General features: G+C 65.2%; 19 protein-coding genes. 6 read left to right on the top strand and 13 right to left on the bottom strand.

Features of this window, described 5'->3' with window-relative positions; translation table 11 throughout:
- The first annotated feature begins 349 nt into the window (after positions 1-349).
- Positions 350-658 carry an H-NS family nucleoid-associated regulatory protein gene (locus DDZ14_RS18045; RefSeq protein ID WP_109426378.1) on the top strand — a complete coding sequence of 103 codons (309 nt, stop codon included), beginning with the start codon at positions 350-352 and terminating at the stop codon, positions 656-658.
- A gap of 22 nt (positions 659-680) precedes the next feature.
- Complete coding sequence (gene deoD / locus DDZ14_RS18040) at positions 681-1,385, top strand: purine-nucleoside phosphorylase (RefSeq protein ID WP_109426375.1); 705 nt, start codon at positions 681-683, stop codon at positions 1,383-1,385.
- Positions 1,386-1,563: 178 nt separating this feature from the next.
- Here the strand turns inward: deoD and DDZ14_RS18035 are convergent, their stop codons facing one another.
- The 13 genes from DDZ14_RS18035 to DDZ14_RS17975 form a co-directional block, all read right to left on the bottom strand.
- Entirely contained in the window at positions 1,564-2,412 is an 849-nt protein-coding gene (locus DDZ14_RS18035; RefSeq protein ID WP_109426374.1) for a DUF1989 domain-containing protein, read from the bottom strand.
- Between the two features lie 68 nt (positions 2,413-2,480).
- On the bottom strand, positions 2,481-2,687 hold the full coding sequence (locus DDZ14_RS18030) for a hypothetical protein (protein WP_109426373.1): 207 nt from the start codon (positions 2,685-2,687) through the stop codon (positions 2,481-2,483).
- Positions 2,684-4,327, bottom strand: a complete 1,644-nt coding sequence (locus DDZ14_RS18025; RefSeq protein ID WP_109426372.1) for an FAD-binding dehydrogenase — start codon at positions 4,325-4,327, stop codon at positions 2,684-2,686. Before DDZ14_RS18025 ends, DDZ14_RS18030 begins: the two co-directional genes overlap by 4 nt.
- A 72-nt stretch (positions 4,328-4,399) precedes the next feature.
- Positions 4,400-5,551, bottom strand: coding sequence for a sialidase family protein (locus tag DDZ14_RS18020; protein ID WP_109426371.1), 1,152 nt, complete (start codon positions 5,549-5,551; stop codon positions 4,400-4,402).
- A gap of 75 nt (positions 5,552-5,626) precedes the next feature.
- Positions 5,627-6,406 (bottom strand): succinate dehydrogenase iron-sulfur subunit, encoded by a 780-nt coding sequence (locus DDZ14_RS18015; protein ID WP_109426370.1) that lies wholly within the window; start codon positions 6,404-6,406, stop codon positions 5,627-5,629.
- Between the two features lie 42 nt (positions 6,407-6,448).
- Positions 6,449-7,240, bottom strand: coding sequence for a hypothetical protein (locus DDZ14_RS18010; RefSeq protein WP_109426369.1), 792 nt, complete (start codon positions 7,238-7,240; stop codon positions 6,449-6,451).
- A gap of 32 nt (positions 7,241-7,272) precedes the next feature.
- On the bottom strand, positions 7,273-9,078 hold the full coding sequence (sdhA, locus tag DDZ14_RS18005) for a succinate dehydrogenase flavoprotein subunit (protein ID WP_109426368.1): 1,806 nt from the start codon (positions 9,076-9,078) through the stop codon (positions 7,273-7,275).
- A gap of 15 nt (positions 9,079-9,093) precedes the next feature.
- Positions 9,094-9,471 carry a succinate dehydrogenase, hydrophobic membrane anchor protein gene (gene sdhD, locus DDZ14_RS18000; RefSeq protein ID WP_109426367.1) on the bottom strand — a complete coding sequence of 126 codons (378 nt, stop codon included), beginning with the start codon at positions 9,469-9,471 and terminating at the stop codon, positions 9,094-9,096.
- A gap of 11 nt (positions 9,472-9,482) precedes the next feature.
- On the bottom strand, positions 9,483-9,866 hold the full coding sequence (sdhC, locus tag DDZ14_RS17995; protein WP_109426366.1) for a succinate dehydrogenase, cytochrome b556 subunit: 384 nt from the start codon (positions 9,864-9,866) through the stop codon (positions 9,483-9,485).
- Positions 9,867-10,141: 275 nt separating this feature from the next.
- Positions 10,142-11,182, bottom strand: coding sequence for a MaoC family dehydratase (locus DDZ14_RS17990; RefSeq protein WP_109426365.1), 1,041 nt, complete (start codon positions 11,180-11,182; stop codon positions 10,142-10,144).
- A gap of 4 nt (positions 11,183-11,186) precedes the next feature.
- Positions 11,187-11,390, bottom strand: coding sequence for a DUF1737 domain-containing protein (locus tag DDZ14_RS17985; RefSeq protein WP_109426364.1), 204 nt, complete (start codon positions 11,388-11,390; stop codon positions 11,187-11,189).
- A complete protein-coding gene (locus DDZ14_RS17980) occupies positions 11,387-11,941 on the bottom strand; it encodes an NnrU family protein (protein WP_109426377.1) in 555 nt (184 codons plus the stop codon). The genes DDZ14_RS17985 and DDZ14_RS17980 overlap by 4 nt, the downstream gene beginning before the upstream one ends.
- Entirely contained in the window at positions 11,941-12,828 is an 888-nt protein-coding gene (locus DDZ14_RS17975; RefSeq protein WP_109426363.1) for a CoA ester lyase, read from the bottom strand. Before DDZ14_RS17975 ends, DDZ14_RS17980 begins: the two co-directional genes overlap by 1 nt.
- A gap of 222 nt (positions 12,829-13,050) precedes the next feature.
- Here DDZ14_RS17975 and DDZ14_RS17970 point away from each other — a divergent pair, with 222 nt between their 5' ends.
- From DDZ14_RS17970 to DDZ14_RS19525, 4 genes are all read left to right on the top strand, one after another.
- Positions 13,051-13,368 carry a hypothetical protein gene (locus DDZ14_RS17970; RefSeq protein ID WP_109426362.1) on the top strand — a complete coding sequence of 106 codons (318 nt, stop codon included), beginning with the start codon at positions 13,051-13,053 and terminating at the stop codon, positions 13,366-13,368.
- A 245-nt stretch (positions 13,369-13,613) separates the two neighbouring features.
- Positions 13,614-14,576 (top strand): malate dehydrogenase, encoded by a 963-nt coding sequence (gene mdh, locus DDZ14_RS17965; RefSeq protein WP_109426361.1) that lies wholly within the window; start codon positions 13,614-13,616, stop codon positions 14,574-14,576.
- 190 nt (positions 14,577-14,766) lie between these two features.
- On the top strand, positions 14,767-15,960 hold the full coding sequence (sucC, locus tag DDZ14_RS17960) for an ADP-forming succinate--CoA ligase subunit beta (RefSeq protein WP_109426360.1): 1,194 nt from the start codon (positions 14,767-14,769) through the stop codon (positions 15,958-15,960).
- A complete protein-coding gene (locus DDZ14_RS19525; RefSeq protein ID WP_146193184.1) occupies positions 15,957-16,526 on the top strand; it encodes a hypothetical protein in 570 nt (189 codons plus the stop codon). Before sucC ends, DDZ14_RS19525 begins: the two co-directional genes overlap by 4 nt.
- Positions 16,527-16,531 lie beyond the last annotated feature (5 nt).

Genomic DNA, 16,531 nt, shown 5'->3' with positions numbered 1-16,531 from the left:
AAAATAGGGTTCCAGACGCGCCATCTGCGCGTCGCTCAGCCAGTAAAGATCAGACATGTCACCGCTCTGTTTTCAGGCGGTGAATCACGATGCTCGGCTGAAATCAATGGGTCCTGACCCTAGGTCCGAAGACCGGCATTCGCAAATGGCTGAGCAGGATCTTGCCGGGATCATTGCATGAAGGCATGGAACACGTCGGGCCGGGCGATAACTTTGCATGTTCAACATGCAAAAATATGTTGATCTTGCTTTTATCAGAGGCTAAATCCCGCGAATAATGTAATTGTTTTCTGTGCGCCGCGAATTATGTCGCAGACTGGGCTGAAACAATAGAGACGTGAGGCTGAAAATGGCGATTGACCTGAATTCCATGTCGAAGCAGGAACTCGAAGCCCTGCTGAAAGATGTACAGAACGCGCTCAAGACGCTGGAATCCCGCAAGAAAGCGGAAGCCCTTGCCGCCGCGGAGAAAGCCGCGAAGGAGCACGGCTTCTCGCTCGATGAAATTCTCCGCAAGGAGAAAACGTCGGGGAAGCGGCCCCCGAAATACCGCAATCCCGAAAACCCCAAGCAGACCTGGACCGGCCGTGGGCGCAAGCCCGACTGGTTGAAGGCCGAACTGGCCAAGGGGCGCAATCCGGAAGAATTCGCCATCTGACGGTTCCATCCGGGAGAGGGGGATGAGCCTCCATATCGGCGCGGGATCGGGCGAGATCGCCGAAACCGTGCTGCTGCCCGGCGATCCGATGCGCGCGAACTGGGTGGCGGAACGCTTCCTTTCGGACCCCGCCTGCATCAATCGCGTGCGCGGGATGCTGGGATATACCGGCACATGGAACGGCCATCGCGTCACGGTCCACGGTACCGGCATGGGCATGCCGTCGCTGGCGATCTATGTCACGGAGCTTCTGCGCCATCACGGGGCGCGGACGCTTGTGCGGATCGGCTCCTGCGGGGCGATGCAGCCCGACCTGTCGCTGGGTGAAATCGTGCTTGCGATGACCGCGTCGAGCCTCTCCACCCCGTCGCGCGCGGCACTGCGTGAGTTGAACTTCGCCCCGGCGGCGGATTGGGGGCTGCTCTGCGCCGCCGAACGCGCGGCGTGCGCATTCGGCATCGTGCCGCGTATCGGAGGCATCTATTCCGCCGACGCCTTCTACGACGAACGCCCCGACCTGACCGATGACCTCAGACGTCACGGCACGCTGGCGGTGGAGATGGAAACGGCGGAACTCTACATGATCGCGGCCCGCGAAGGCGCGCGCGCTCTCTCGGTCCTGACCGTGTCCGACCAGCCCGCGACGGGTGCGGCGATGACACCCGAAGAGCGTGAGACGGGGCTTGAGAAGATGGTCGAGATCGCGCTCGCGGCCGCTTTCGACTGAGCGCCATGCCGGATTGGCGCGCAGAGTCCGGCGGCCAGAGCAGCCACATCCCGAGAACCCGAACCGGGGCAGTGACGATGACCCTCGCCGCCGCGGGCACGTTCGGAGATGAGCCGCGCAGGGGTGATGGGCAAACGTCGGCTCAGGGCTATGTGTTGCGGATTGCCGGGACGTCGCCCTACCCTAGCCCGTGCCCGCCGTCATAGCCGTTGACCGGCGCGGGTTCCCAACCGTTCAGTGCGCCCGGCGCAGGGGCGAAGACCTCCACAAGCAGCGGATAGCAGGCAGCCGCGTCGCTGGAATGCTCCGCCGAGCAATCACCGCCGGGACAGGCGCTCAGCGCGCCCAGAAGGTCGATCTCGGCGAAGAATTCCAGATAGTCGCCTGGGCGCACAGGGCTGGCCTTCATGAAATACTGCCCCGTGTCGCGGGTGAAACCCGTGCACATGAAAACGTTGAGCACGTCATGGACATGCGGTTCCGCCTCGGCCGCGCTCAGCCCCGTTTCGGCGGCGAGCGCGCGGATCAGATTGGAATGGCAGCAATGATGATACTGCCCGCCGGACAGCAGGTTGTGGGTGTAGGGATCGCAGCGGGTGCCGATCACGTCATGGACCGAGCCGCCATAGGCGTCGATCCCGTACCAGTCCAGCGTATCTTCGGTGATGGTCGCCATCGGACGCAGATAGGGAAAGCATGACCACATGCGATGCCCTGCCGTCAGATGGGTGCCGTGCAGGGCCCGCGACTTGCCCGAGTAAAAGCGTTCCGCCATGTTTTCCGCGTGCCACAGGTTGAGGTCGCCGACCTGCGGGCCGTCGACGCTGGTGATGCGGAAGAAATGTCCGGCCGGGACGCGGAACGTGGCGGCCTCGCGCGGGGGAACCGTGACCTCGGCGATCCGGGTCATGCCAGCGCGCGCGGCGTGGTAGAGCGCCATGTCCGGCACCGGCAGCGTTTCGGTCGGGTAGCAGATCACCGGCGCCACGGCGCGGCGTGTTTCGGCGTCAGGCGGCGGGTTGGGCATGGCGTGTCTCCGTGGTCGGTGCCGGCGGCATGCTTCCCGTTCCGGCACGGGCTGTCAACGCCCCGGCATCACTTCGGCCCCTCATGAGCCATGCAGATCCGGGGCGGCTTCCCGTTCTCGGTCCAGGCCTCCGCCCCGCAGGCGGCGCAGCGGTACTTGGTCGCGCGCGGCCGGTCGCCGCGGCGGTCCGCGCGCCAGCGGCAGGCCCGTGTCGCGCGGTTGGAAAAGAGGATCACCAGCACGAAGGCGATCAGCAGGCCCGCGACGACGATCATGCGTGCTGGCCGGCCTGTCGCCCGGAGAAGATGCACCCGCCCAGGAAGGTCCCCTCAAGCGCATTGTAGCCGTGGTAGCCCCCGCCCCCGAAGCCCGCGACCTCGCCCGCCGCGAATAGGCCGGGGAAGGTCGAGCCGCCGGGCCGCAGCACCTGTCCGGTCAGATCGGTATGCAGCCCGCCCAGCGACTTGCGCGTCAGGATATGGAGCCGGACGGCGATCAGCGGGCCGTTGGCCGCATCGAGAATCCGGTGGGGCCGGGCCGTGCGGATCAACCGGTCGCCGCGATAGGCGCGGGCGCCGCGGATCGCGGTGATCTGAGCGTCCTTGGCAAACGGATTGGTCAACTGGCTGTCGCGCGCCGCGATCTGGGCACGGATATGGGCGGTGTTGACCGGCGCGTCGGGGGTCAGCGCATTCATCCCCGCGACGAGTTCCTGCAACGTGTCGCGTACCACGAAATCGGCGCCATGCGCCTTGAACGCCTCCACCGGCGGGGGCGCGCCCTTGCCGAGACGGGACCGAAGCACCGCGGCCCAGCGCCCGGAGGTGAAATCGGGGTTCTGCTCGGAGCCCGACAGGGCGAATTCCTTCTCGATGATCTTCTGGGTCAGGATGAACCAGCTATGGTCGTGCCCCGTGGCCAGGATGCGCTTGAGCGTGGCCAGCGTGTCGAAACCCGGCAGACAGGGCGGCTCCAGCCGTTCGCCCGTGGCATCGAACCACATCGGGCTGGGACCGGGCAGGATGCGGATGCCGTGGCCGGGCCAGATCGGGTTCCAGTTCTGCACGCCTTCTGTATAATGCCACATCCGGTCGGCATTGATGACGGCGGCGCCGGCTGACTCGGCGGTCTGCTGCATCTGCCCATCCACGTAATCCGGTACGCCCGTGATCATGCTGAGTGGCGGCGTGCCCAGCCGCGCGGCCGGCCAGTGGCGGCGCACCAGCGCGTGGTTGCCTCCGATGCCGCCACTGGCCACGATCACGCTTTCCGCACGGAAGCTGAAATCGCCCACCATATCGCGGCCGCTGGAGGCGCCGCGCGCCGCGTCGCTGTCCGCCAGCCGTTCACCCTCCACCCCGGTGATGCGGCCTGCCTCGACCCTCAGGGCGGTGACGCGGTGGCGGAAGGCGAAGTGCAGCCTGCCTGCGGCCTCGGCCTCCTTCGCGATCCTCAGGAACGGCGCGAGGACGCCCGGCCCGGTGCCCCAGGTCAGATGGAAGCGCGGCACCGAATTTCCGTGGCCATGCGCCGAGGCGCCGCCGCGTTCCGCCCAGCCCACGACCGGAAACCAGCGCATTCCGAGCCCCGCGAGCCAGGCGCGCATCCCGCCCGCAGCGAAATCGAGATAGGCTTCGGCGAAGGCGCGCGGATTCTCGTCCTCGACGCGGTCGAACTGCGCCGAGCCATGCCAGTCCGCCGCCGCCAGTGCGCGGCTGTCGCGGATGCCCATGCGCCGCTGCTCGGGCGTGTCCACCATGAAGAGCCCGCCCAGCGACCAGAAAGCCTGCCCGCCCAGCGATTGCGGCCCCTCCGCGTCCAGCACCAGGACCGAGCGGCCGCGGGCCGTGGCCTCGCAGGCGGCCACGAGCCCGGCCAGTCCCGCACCGATGACGATGATATCCGTGTCCGACAAGAACCGCGCCTCCCCTGCCGGAAGGACGCTAGCGGCGACGGCGCCGCCTTGTCCAGCACGACGTCCCGCGCCTCAGCGCTGCATGACCTCGACCGAGAGGATCGTGGGCAGGTTCCGGGCAATCTCGGCCCAGCTTTCGCCCTCGTCGGCGCTGGCAAAGACCGACCCGGTATTGGTGCCGAAATAGACCCCCGCCGGGTCCGCCCCATCAGTCGCCATGGACTGGCGAAGCACGGTGAAAAAACAGTCCCGCGCGGGCAGCCCGTCGCGCTTGGCCTGCCAGCTTTGGCCGCCATCGCCCGATTTCCAGACCGCGGCGGAGGCGTCCGGCGGGAACCGGCCGCCGGTGTCACTGTTGAGCGGAAGAACCCAGATCGTCTGCGCGTCGCGCGGGTGCACGGCGATCGGGAAGCCGAAGGTCGAGGGCAGGCCCGCGGTAATGTCCTGCCATGTGCGCCCGCCATCGGGGCTGCGGAAGACGCCGTGGTGGTTCTGCTGGTAGAGGAGATCGCGGTCGGCCACGCGCACCATGTTGTGCACGCAATGGCCGGTTTCGCCGTCCCGCGGGGCGGCCGGATGATCGTGATGGGCGCAGGCTTCGGCGTTGGAGAGCCGGTTGCGCCGCTCCCATGTGGCGCCGCCATCCTCGGTCGCGAAGACCCCCGCCGCCGATATCCCGGCCCAGAGCTTGCCGGGCGCAGCCGGGTCGCAGAGGAGCGAATGGACGACCAGACCCGCTGCACCAGGGTTCCAGCTTTCCTTCTCGGGATGGTCGGAGAGCGCCGTCACCTTCTCCCATGTCCGGCCGCCATCGGCGCTGGCGAAAAGCATACCCGGCTTGCCCCCGGCGTAGAGCATGCCATGCGCGGGAAGGAGCGACCAGATCGCAGACACCTCGCCGTCGAACGCCGTCTCGACAGGGGTCCAGTTCAGAAGCCGCGCGGTTTCAGGGTCGGCAGCGGCCCATTCGTCGATCTGGCCCTTGGAGAGTTTCGACAACTCCCATGTCATGCCGCCATCAGTTGACCGCCAGACCCCCGCGCCCAGAAACTCGTTGCCGCCGCCGGCCCAGATATGTCCCGTAATCGGATCGGCCTTCACATGGTTCACGGGCCAGCCGTCGCAATGTGGGCCGCTGATCGACCAGCCATCCCGCGCCGGCGTTCCTTCCAGGAGGAAGGCGCCCTTCGTGGTGCCGACAAGGACCGTGAATGTTTCGTTCATACCGCCATCCTGACTCGGCCCCGAAGCAAATACAAATGCAGCCGGCAACACAGATTCAGATCGGCGGCATAGCGCTCAGAGTGTGCGCTCGACCATCTTCTTCTTGATCTCCGCAATGGCCCGCGCCGGATTCAGCCCCTTGGGGCAGGTCTTGGCGCAGTTCATGATCGTGTGGCAGCGGTAGAGCTTGAACGGATCCTCCAGATCGTCCAGGCGCTCGCCGGTGGCCTCGTCGCGGCTGTCGATGATCCAGCGATAAGCGTGCAGGAGCGCGGCTGGCCCCAGATATCGGTCGCCGTTCCACCAGTAGCTGGGACAGGACGTCGAGCAGCAGGCGCACATCACGCATTCATAGAGCCCGTCGAGCTTCTCGCGATCCTCGACCGACTGGCGCCACTCCTTCTGCGGCTGGTTGGTCTTCGTCTCGAGCCAGGGCATGATCGCGGCGTGCTGGGCATAGAAATGCGTCAGGTCCGGGATCAGATCCTTGACCACCGGCATGTGCGGCAGCGGATAGATTTTCACGTCGCCCTTGATGTCGTCCATGCCCCAGGTGCAGGCCAGCGTGTTGTGCCCGTCGATATTCATCGCGCAGGAGCCGCAGATGCCCTCGCGGCAGGAGCGGCGGAAGGTCAACGTCGGGTCGATCTCGTTCTTGATCTTGATGAGCGCGTCCAAAACCATCGGCCCGCAGGTATCCATGTCCACGTGATATGTATCCACGCGGGGATTTTCCGTGTCGTCGGGGTTCCAGCGGTAGATGTGGAAGGTCCGCGTATTGGTCGCGCCCTCGGGCTTGGGCCAGGTCTTGCCCGTCCGGATTTTCGAGTTCTTGGGCAGCGTCAGTTCAACCATGTTGAAACCTCTTCCTTTCTCTGGTCCCGGGTGCGGTCTGCATCAGGCCGCCGCCTCCGTGATCTCGTCCAGCCAGTTCTTGTCGCACTCATAGCCCAGCGCGATCAGGTCGTCGCCGTGCCGGTCGCGGTATTCCTCGGCGATCTCCAGCGGCAGCTTGCGCTTCCATTGCGCCACCGCGCCGGAATTCACATGACCGGCCACCCGTCCGCTACGTCCCTCGCGCAGGCCGCCAAAGAGGCTGTTGCGCCAGAAGATGTCGCGGCAGGTTTCCAATTCTTCACCGTCGAAACCCAGGAACCGTAGCGCATCGGTGAAGATCGCGCAGCTTTCGTCGCGGATCAGGGTCTCGTACCGCAATTCGAACACCGCCGGATCGCCGTAGTCCCAGGCCAGCATCTCGCGCAGGGTCGCAAGGTGCTTGTTTTCCATCTCGAATCGCAGCCGCGAGAGATCGTCCGGCAAGGCATTGAGGTGCTGCTGATAGGTCAGCCCGCCCAGATCATCCCGCGGAACGTGCAGGAATTTCTCACCCCGCACGGGCGCCGTCAGGTGGTATTTCGCGCCCGAGATCAGCACGTCGCGCGGATCGCGGATCATGTGCAGGAACCGCGCATCGGACATGGTGCGCAACTCCGCTGGAAAGGCCGATGACCAGTTCACCAGAATGGCGCGCGCGCCGGCGGGAACCTCGGCCATCGCGCGGGGCCGCACCTGTTTGGAGAAGATGCTCAGATCACGGGAGATGCGTTTGAATACGGTCTGCATCCAGATCGTGCCGGTCTTGTGATGCGTACCGACGCAGATCAGGCGCGGCGCCTCAGGCGCGATCATTGATATGCCTCCCGGCGCTGCATTCCCCGCCCTCAGTAGACCCGCGCCTTGGGCGCGATCTTCTTGAGGTCGATCCCGCCTTCCTCGTGCTTGGTGAGCGGGTCGAGATGCACCGGCCGATAGTCCAGCGTCACCTTGTTGCCGTCCAGTCGGGCCAGGGTATGGACACGCCACTTCTCGTCGTCGCGGTCGGGATGGTCCTCCTGCGCGTGGGCGCCGCGGCTTTCCTTGCGCGCCTCGGCACTGACGATCGTCGCCAGGGCGTTCGGCATCAGGTTGGCCAGCTCAAGCGTCTCCATCAGGTCGGAGTTCCAGATCAGCGACCGATCCGTCACCTGGATGTCGTCCATCTTGGCGGCGACGGCCTGCATCTTCTCCACCCCCTCGGCCAGCGTCTTGTCGGTGCGGAAGACGGCAGCATCGTCCTGCATCGTCTTCTGCATCTCCAAGCGCAATTCGGCCGTGGAAATCGAGCCGTCGGCATGGCGCAGCTTGTCGAACCGATCCAGCGCCGCATCGACGGCGGCCTTGTTGGCGGCGCGGTTCGGTGTGTCCGGATCGACGGTCTGGCCCGCCCGGATCGCCGCGGCGCGGCCGAAGACCACAAGGTCGATCAGCGAGTTCGAGCCCAGCCGGTTCGCGCCGTGGACCGAGGCGCAGCCGGCCTCGCCCACCGCCATCAGGCCGGGCGCCACCGCGTCGGGGTCGGACTTGGTCGGGTTAAGAACCTCGCCCCAGTAATTGGTGGGGATGCCGCCCATGTTGTAATGCACCGTGGGCAGGACGGGGATCGGCTCCTTCGTGACATCGACGCCGGCGAAGATGCGCGCGGATTCCGAGATGCCCGGCAGGCGCAGATTCAGCGTCTCCGGCGGCAGGTGGTTGAGGTGCAGATAGATGTGGTCCTTGTCGGGACCGACGCCGCGGCCCTCGCGGATCTCCAGCGTCATGCAGCGCGACACCACATCGCGCGAGGCCAGGTCCTTGTAGGTCGGCGCGTAGCGTTCCATGAAGCGCTCGCCCTCGGAGTTGGTCAGATAGCCGCCCTCGCCGCGGGCACCCTCGGTGATCAGCATGCCGGGGCCGAAAATCCCGGTGGGGTGGAACTGCACGAACTCCATGTCCTGCAGCGGCAGTCCGGCGCGCGCTATCATCCCGGCCCCGTCCCCGGTACAGGTATGCGCCGAGGTGCAGTTGAAGTACGCCCGGCCATAACCGCCGGTGGCCAGCACCACCATCTTGGCGTTGAAGACATGCATCGTGCCGTCGTCGAGATTCCAGGCCACGACCCCTTCGCAGGCGCCGTCCTCGCCCATGATCAGGTCGATGGCGAAATACTCGATGAAGAACTCGGCGCTGTGTTTCAGCGACTGCCCGTAGAGCGTGTGCAGGATCGCGTGGCCCGTGCGGTCGGCGGCGGCACAGGTGCGCTGCACCGGGGGGCCTTCGCCGAATTCGGTGGTGTGACCGCCGAACGGACGCTGGTAGATCTTGCCGTCCTCGGTGCGGGAAAACGGCACCCCGTAATGCTCAAGCTCGTAGACCGCCTTCGGCGCCTCCCGCGCGAGATATTCCATCGCATCCGTGTCGCCCAGCCAGTCGGAGCCTTTCACGGTGTCGTAGAGATGCCATTGCCAATGGTCTGGCCCCATGTTGCTGAGGCTGGCCGCGATGCCGCCCTGCGCGGCCACGGTGTGCGAGCGGGTGGGAAACACCTTGGTCACGCAGGCGGTGCGAAGTCCCTGTTCGGCCATGCCCAGCGTGGCCCGCAGCCCGGCGCCGCCGGCGCCCACCACGACCACGTCGTAATTGTGATACTCGATTTCGTAGGATGCCATCTGCTCGTCTCCCGCTCAGGCGCCGAATGCGATCTTGGCGACCGCGAAGACACCCGCGATCGCGAAGCCCCAGCAAAGGAGCGTGTTGAGGATCAGAAGCACGACGCCGGCCTTGCCGTGAACGTAGTCCTCGATCACCACCTGCAAGCCCTGCATCAGGTGATGAAAGCCCACGATCAGGAAGAGGATGGCAACCACCGCGTTCCAGGGGTTGGCATAGGCCGCGCGCACGGCCTCATAGCCTTCGCCCAGATGCGCACCGAAGGTGAAGACGAAGAGAAGCGTGAGCGGGATCAGCGCGATCGAACTCAGCCGCTGCGTCCACCAGTGATGCGTACCGTCCTTGGCCGAGCCGAGGCCGGCGACGCGCTTGTAGTCGGTCTTGATGCTCATCCCGGCCTCCTTCAGATCGCGATCAGGGTGATGACGGTCAGCACGGCGGCCAGGACCAGCGCGCCGATGGCGGTCCTTGTGACGTTCTCGTCGTCGAAGCCCGCGCCAGTGTCCCAGATCAGGTGCCGGATGCCGTTGAAGAAGTGGAACCACAGCGCCAGCAGCGAGCCGAAGAACACCAGATCGCCCAGCCATGAGGTCAGCAATCCATCCACCATCGCGAAATACTCCGGCGAGGTGGCGGCCGCCAGGAACCACCAGACGATCAGCACCGCGGCCAGCGTCATCGCCGTGCCCGTGGCGCGGTGCAGGATCGACATGATCGAATTGAGCGGCCAGCGATAGATGCTGGCATGGGGCGAAAGCGGGCGGTCACCCCGGTTCACATCAGCCATCGGGTATCCCTTTCATCCAGGCAACAGTCATCAATTGCGACCATGCTTAGACCATTTCTGCCACTTGTCACATAGTCCGGGCGGAAAAGGCACGATATTTTTGCGAAAACCTTCAGGAAAGCGGCCGTCGTAATCACAAAAAATATTTACGTGATCACGAACTCGGCCGTCCGGGCAGGATCGAGTGTCGACGCGCGGAATGGACTATTGCGATTGCGCCTGCGCCGTGAATCACTTCCATAAAATCCGGCCAGAAAACGTGATCACAAAACGTGTCATACCGGCATCAGAACCCAGATATCCAGATCCAGCAGCACATGGGGCCGGTATTTGCCGTCTTCGCCCTTCAGCCCCGCGGCAGAGGTCGCGTCGCGAGTGGCCACCAGCCTGAGACGCAGCGCGCCGACGCCGGGCGCCGCGGTCTCGGCCTTGTCGAGCACCTCCGACCAGGCGCGGACCGTATCGCCCGCGAAGCACGGATTGGCATGTGCGCCACCGTTCAGCCCCACGATCATCTGGGCATTTGCCAGCCCGTTGAAGCTGAGTGCGCGCGCCAGCGAGATAACGTGGCCACCATAGATCAGCCGCTTGCCATCCTCGCGCTGGGTTGCGTCGAAATGCACCTTGGCGGTGTTCTGCCAAAGCCGGGTGGCCAGCATGTGCTCGACCTCCTCGACGGTGACGCCATCGACATGGTCGATCACCTCGCCCACGGCATAGTCGCCCAAGCGATGCGGCTCCCCCGCGAGGGTGAAATCGTAGCCCGTGAAATCGAGCCCGTCGGGCACCCTCAGCGCCGCGGGCGCCACCGACTGCGCCAGGACCGGCACCACCGTCTGCGGCGCTGGGGCCTCGGTGTCGCGCTTGCGCACCATGACCCAGCGCACGTAGTCGATCACCGTCTCTCCGCGCTGGTTGATCCCGCTGCTGCGCACCCAGACGACGCCGGTGCGGCCATTAGAATTCTGTTTCAGCCCGATCACCTCGGACACCGCACGCAGCGTGTCGCCGGGCCAGACCGGGCGGTAGAACCGGCCCTCGGCATAGCCCAGATTGGCGGCCGCGTTGAGCGAGATGTCGGGCACCGTCTTGCCGAAGACCAGGTGGAAGGCCGCCAGATCGTCGATCGGCGCCGCGGCCAGCCCGCAGGCGCGCGCAAACTCGTCGGAGGAATAGAGCGCGTGCCGCGCGGGATAGAGCGCGTGGTAGAGCGCCCGCTCGCCCCCCGACACGGTGCGCGGCACGGCATGGGCGATCACCTGCCCGACATGGTAATCCTCGAAGAAGTTTCCGGCACTGGTCTTGGTGTCTGCCATGGGCTCACAGGCTCCCCAGTTTCACATCGGGGCTGTAGCTGCCTTCCACCTCCTTGACGACGGCCTGCGCGCAGCACATCACCCCGCGCTTGGCATTGAAGGCATAGGCCGGGCTGCCGTGAAGCTCCCACCCGTTGGCGAGTGCCTCCGTCACCTTGTGGCAAAAGGCGGCGGTGTCGTCCTCGGTCAGCAGACGATAGGCTTTCATGCCCCGGCCCCGAAGACGGGATAGCCCATCCAGTAATGGACGCCCGCGATCGCCGCATAGAGAACGAGCGCGATCACCGCCACCTTGGCGTCCTTCGCGACGGGGCCCTTCGCCGGCGGCGTCCAGGGACCCTCGGCGGCGTTGATCGTCAGCATCTCGATCACCGCCCAGAGCCCCAGCCCCGCGAAGAGGATCAGCGAAGCCAGATCGCCATTGACCAGCAGATGCGCGATGGCCCAGATCACCACGCCCAGCAGCATCGGGTGGCGCAGCTTCGCGCCCACCACGCCGCCGGCCTTGCCGACCCCCAGCAGGAAGACCGCGATCAGCATCAGCAGGTTGTTCAGATGCACCCCCCAGCCCGGGGGGGTGTAGAGCGCGACGTAATCGGCGCCGCGATAGGCGATGACCATCAGCACCACACTGCCCAACACGCCCAGCGCCACCAGCCCGCGCCCGGCATTGCCCAGCGCCGCCCGCGGGCCCGGCGCGATCCGTTTGAAGAGATGCGCCGCCATCCAGAGCAGCACACCAAGGACCAGAAGGCTCATCATGCGGCATCTCCCTCTTCCAGTGCGGCCACCGCCTCGGCCCGGCCGAGCAGCTTGCGGGCGGTCTCCACATGCAGGTTTTCCACGATCTTGCCATCGACCACCGCGACGCCTTGCCCGGCGGCCTTGGCCTCCTCGAAGGCGGCGATATGGCGGCGGGCGAGCTCGAGTTCCGCCTCGCTGGGGGCAAAGACCTCGTTGGCGATCTCGATCTGCGCGGGGTGGATCAGCGTCTTCCCGTCGAAGCCCATGTCGCGGCCGTGCTTCGCCTCGGCCCGCAGCCCGTCGAGATCCTTGAAGGCGTTGTAGACGCCGTCGACGACGGCCAGCCTCCGTGCGCGCGCCGCCAGCAGGCAGAGCGACAGCGGCGTGATCATCGGCCCGCGGTCGGGGACGCTGCGCGCCATCAGCTCCTTGCCCAGATCGTTGGTGCCCATCACGAAGCCCGCCATCCGCGGCGAGGCCGACGCGATCTCAAGCGCGTTGAGTGCGCCTTCGCAGGTCTCCAACATCGCCCAGATCAGCGTGTCCTTCGTCTCGGGCATGGCGTCGAGCATCGCCGCGATCCGCTCGATATCCGCGGCGCGGGACACTTTCGGCAGCAGGATCGCCTCCGGTCCGGTGGCCCCCACTGCGGCCAGGTCGTCCTCGGCCCAGTCGGACTCGAAGCCGTTGATGCGCACCAGGCAGGAGCGCCGGCCATAACCGCCCTGCGTCAGGGCGGCGGCCAGGGTTTCGCGGGCACGCACCTTCTCGGCCGGGGCGACGGAATCCTCCAGATCGAAGATGATCGCGTCCGCCGGCAGCATCCGTGCCTTTTCCAGCGCCCGCTCCTTGGAGCCTGGAATGTAGAGGACGGAACGGAACGGCCGCGCGCTGTAATCCATGATTCTTGCCCTTTCACAACTGCGCCGCAATGCAGCATACCCGGCGCCCGGGCGCAAGCCATCCGATATATTCTGACGATCAACGCGGATTTTGCGCAATTATTCTAAAAAGCGTTGCAACACGCCGCCTGCTGCGCGCGCCGGGTTTACCCCGATTTTCGGAGTTTACCGGCACTGAGGGATCCGGCGGACCACATCCGCCCGAAACGCAGGAGGGATGTCATGAACAAACAGATTTTCGCGCTCTCTTTCGGCTTTGCCGGGCTGATCTGGGCCACCCAGCAGGCCGGCGCGCAGCAAACTGCGCTCTGCGGCGAGCGCGACGTGGTGATCGACCGGCTCGAAACCCGGTATGGCGAGCGGCGCCGGTCCGTCGGTCGCGGCCAAGGCAACCGAATGGTGGAGATCTTCGCCTCGGAAAGCACCGGCACATGGACGATCCTGGCCACGCTGCCCAACGGCCTGACCTGTCTCGTCGCCTCGGGCGAGGATTTCCGCCATGAAGCCGACCGGCCGGTCAAACCGGGCGATCCGGCCTGAGTCGCGCCCGCTCCCCGCGCACATCGGGCGCGGGGAGCGGTGCGGGGCCCATGCTGCGTTTTAGCGCGGCCTATGGGCGCATCGCACCCGCACCACCCGCCCGCCTGTTTTCCAAGTAAATTCCCGCGCCGATCTGCCGAGGGCACGCCGCCCGCAGGTCATGCGCCGACTGCGAAATCCTTGCGCGCCACCGCCGCAAGGGCTACGCAAGCGGCGAAACTCAACACCGACCGGAGATTGATAGAATGGCTAGATCCAAGATCGCACTGATCGGCGCGGGCCAGATCGGGGGCACGCTGGCGCACCTCGCCGCGCTCAAGGAACTGGGGGATGTCGTCCTCTTCGACATTGCCGAGGGCGTGCCGCAGGGCAAGGCGCTGGACCTGGCCGAAAGCGGCCCCGTCGCCGGCTATGACGTGGCGCTGAAAGGCACCCAGGATTATACCGACATCGCCGGCGCGGATGTCTGCATCGTGACGGCGGGCGTGCCGCGCAAGCCGGGCATGAGCCGCGACGACCTGCTGGGCATCAACCTGAAGGTGATGAAATCCGTGGGCGAGGGCATCAAGGCCAATGCGCCAGACGCTTTCGTGATCTGCATCACCAACCCGCTCGACGCGATGGTCTGGGCGCTGCGCGAATTCTCCGGCCTGCCGCGCGAAAAGGTCTGCGGCATGGCGGGCGTGCTGGACAGCGCCCGCTTCCGGCATTTCCTGGCCGACGCGTTCGAGGTGTCGATGCGCGACGTCTCGGCCTTCGTTCTGGGCGGACATGGCGACACGATGGTGCCGCTCGTGCGGTATTCGACCGTGGCCGGCATCCCGCTGCCCGACCTGGTGAAAATGGGCTGGATCACGCAGGAGAAGCTGGACGCGATCGTGCAGCGCACCCGCGACGGCGGCGCCGAGATCGTGGGCCTTCTGGGCAACGGCTCGGCCTTTTACGCGCCCGCCACCTCGGCCATCGAAATGGCCGAAGCCTATCTGCGCGACCAGAAGCGCGTGCTGCCCTGCGCGGCCTTCGTGGACGGCGCCTACGGGCTGGACGGCTTCTATGTCGGCGTGCCCACGGTGATCGGCGCGGGCGGGATCGAGAAGGTCGTCGAGATCTCGCTCAGCAAAGACGAACAGGCGATGTTCGACAAGTCGGTGGAGGCCGTGAAGGGCCTCGTCTCGGCCTGCAAGGACATCGACGACAGCCTGTCCTGAACACCGGCACGCCCCGCCGCCGCGCGGCCACGGGGCGTGATTCCCCGAGTTTGTGATCACAGCATTTCGGCGTGTGATCACAAACATCGGAAAATCGCCCTGCGGGAGGATTTTCCCGATACTTCCCCTTCTCTCGACGCCAAACCTGTGCAAGTCTCGCCTGAACATTAAGCAAGACGGGACAGTTTTCATGAATATTCATGAGTATCAGGCGAAAAGCCTGCTCCGGGATTACGGCGCGCCGGTTTCCGATGGCCGCGTTGTCCTGAAGGCCGAGGACGCCAAGACCGCGGCAGGGGAAATGGACGGCCCGGTCTGGGTCGTGAAGGCGCAGATCCACGCGGGCGGCCGCGGCAAGGGCACGTTCAAGGAGGCGGATGCCGGCGACGGCGGCGGCGTGCGGATCGCCAAATCCGTGGAGGAGGCCGAGGCCGAGACCAAGCGCATGCTGGGCCGCACGCTGGTGACGAAACAGACCGGCCCGTTGGGAAAGCAGGTCAACCGCGTCTATATCGAGGACGGCGCGGGCATCGCATCGGAATTCTACCTCGCGCTGCTGGTCGATCGCGGCAGCAGCCGCGTCTCCTTCGTCTGCTCGACCGAAGGCGGCATGGATATCGAGGAAGTGGCCGAGAAGACGCCGGAGAAGATCCTCTCCTTCGCGGTCGATCCGGCCACCGGCTATCAGCCCTTCCACGGCCGCCGCATCGCCTTCATGCTGGGGCTGAGCGGCAAGCAGATCAAGCAATGCGTCGGGCTGATGGGCACGCTCTATCGCATGTTCCTGGACAAGGACATGGAGATGCTGGAGATCAACCCGCTGATCCTGACCGACTCGGGCGAGCTGAAATGCCTCGACGCCAAGATGGGTTTCGACAGCAACGCAATCTACCGCCACGCCGACATCGCGGCGCTGCGCGACGAGTCCGAGGAAGACTCCAAGGAACTGGCGGCATCCAAGTATGACCTGAACTACATCGCGCTCGACGGCGAGATCGGCTGCATGGTCAACGGCGCCGGGCTGGCGATGGCCACCATGGACATCATCAAGCTCTACGGTGCCGAACCCGCCAACTTCCTCGACGTGGGCGGCGGGGCGACCAAGGAGAAGGTGACCGAGGCGTTCAAGATCATCACCTCGGACCCGCAGGTGAAGGGGATACTCGTGAACATCTTCGGCGGCATCATGCGCTGCGACGTGATCGCCGAGGGCGTGGTGGCGGCGGTCAAGGATGTGGGCCTTCAGGTGCCGCTTGTGGTGCGGCTCGAAGGCACCAAGGTCGAGGAAGGCAAGAAGATCATCAATGAAAGCGGGCTCAACGTGATCGCGGCGGAGGATCTCAAGGACGGCGCCGAGAAGATCGTGAAGGCGGTGAAGGGGTGAGTGGCACAAAGCCAATATCTTTCCAGGGCTTTTCCCTCCACTGTCTTGTCGTCGTTCTGGCATTGGGTGTGCCGGAACCCGCGTCGGCCGAGAATGGTGACGCTGTGTATTTAGCCCGGTCCTTTGTCGGCCATTGCGTTCAAAATGCGGGCCGCGTGGACAAGGTCTCTGCTGCCGCGAGAGTAGCTGGATGGAAGGAAGTTCAAGGCGATATGAAAGCGATGCTTGCTCCGCAAGATCCCAGCGCCGAATACTCAGGTTGGTTGGTCCTCGAAGAAGGAAAGACACCGTTTCTTCTTGGCATCTCAAAAGCAGACCTAAACGGCATGGACTACAGCATCTGTGTAGTCGCCAACCCAAACATTGAAGTCGATGAAGTGCTCACCGAAATTCGAAATCTGGCGTCCATCGGAAAAATTATCGATAGCGTCGAAGAAGCAGGTCAACGCTATCGAGTTTGGAGCACTGAGAAAATCGCGGAGCAATCATTTATTTCGGCAGTGGATGCTCCAAAAATGGACATACGCGGCGGCACCATATCGCTGTCAGCACCAACAGAAGAGTAGGAAGT

The organism is Maritimibacter sp. 55A14, assembly GCF_003122205.1.
Taxonomy (GTDB): Bacteria; Pseudomonadota; Alphaproteobacteria; order Rhodobacterales; family Rhodobacteraceae; genus QEYE01.
Note: the sequence above shows the minus strand (reverse complement) of the source record. Positions and strands in the feature narration are given on the sequence as shown.

Coding starts and splice junctions, on each gene's coding strand:
- DDZ14_RS18020 (WP_109426371.1), bottom strand. CDS start 5,551: ATGAACGAAACATTCACGGTCCTTGTCGGCACCACGAAGGGCGCCTTC.
- DDZ14_RS17980 (WP_109426377.1), bottom strand. CDS start 11,941: ATGAGCCTTCTGGTCCTTGGTGTGCTGCTCTGGATGGCGGCGCATCTC.
- DDZ14_RS17970 (WP_109426362.1), top strand. CDS start 13,051: ATGAACAAACAGATTTTCGCGCTCTCTTTCGGCTTTGCCGGGCTGATC.
- DDZ14_RS18045 (WP_109426378.1), top strand. CDS start 350: ATGGCGATTGACCTGAATTCCATGTCGAAGCAGGAACTCGAAGCCCTG.
- sdhC (WP_109426366.1), bottom strand. CDS start 9,866: ATGGCTGATGTGAACCGGGGTGACCGCCCGCTTTCGCCCCATGCCAGC.
- DDZ14_RS18010 (WP_109426369.1), bottom strand. CDS start 7,240: ATGATCGCGCCTGAGGCGCCGCGCCTGATCTGCGTCGGTACGCATCAC.
- DDZ14_RS18015 (WP_109426370.1), bottom strand. CDS start 6,406: ATGGTTGAACTGACGCTGCCCAAGAACTCGAAAATCCGGACGGGCAAG.
- DDZ14_RS18030 (WP_109426373.1), bottom strand. CDS start 2,687: ATGATCGTCGTCGCGGGCCTGCTGATCGCCTTCGTGCTGGTGATCCTC.
- mdh (WP_109426361.1), top strand. CDS start 13,614: ATGGCTAGATCCAAGATCGCACTGATCGGCGCGGGCCAGATCGGGGGC.
- DDZ14_RS17975 (WP_109426363.1), bottom strand. CDS start 12,828: ATGGATTACAGCGCGCGGCCGTTCCGTTCCGTCCTCTACATTCCAGGC.
- deoD (WP_109426375.1), top strand. CDS start 681: ATGAGCCTCCATATCGGCGCGGGATCGGGCGAGATCGCCGAAACCGTG.
- sdhA (WP_109426368.1), bottom strand. CDS start 9,078: ATGGCATCCTACGAAATCGAGTATCACAATTACGACGTGGTCGTGGTG.
- sucC (WP_109426360.1), top strand. CDS start 14,767: ATGAATATTCATGAGTATCAGGCGAAAAGCCTGCTCCGGGATTACGGC.
- DDZ14_RS18035 (WP_109426374.1), bottom strand. CDS start 2,412: ATGCCCAACCCGCCGCCTGACGCCGAAACACGCCGCGCCGTGGCGCCG.
- DDZ14_RS17990 (WP_109426365.1), bottom strand. CDS start 11,182: ATGGCAGACACCAAGACCAGTGCCGGAAACTTCTTCGAGGATTACCAT.
- DDZ14_RS17985 (WP_109426364.1), bottom strand. CDS start 11,390: ATGAAAGCCTATCGTCTGCTGACCGAGGACGACACCGCCGCCTTTTGC.
- sdhD (WP_109426367.1), bottom strand. CDS start 9,471: ATGAGCATCAAGACCGACTACAAGCGCGTCGCCGGCCTCGGCTCGGCC.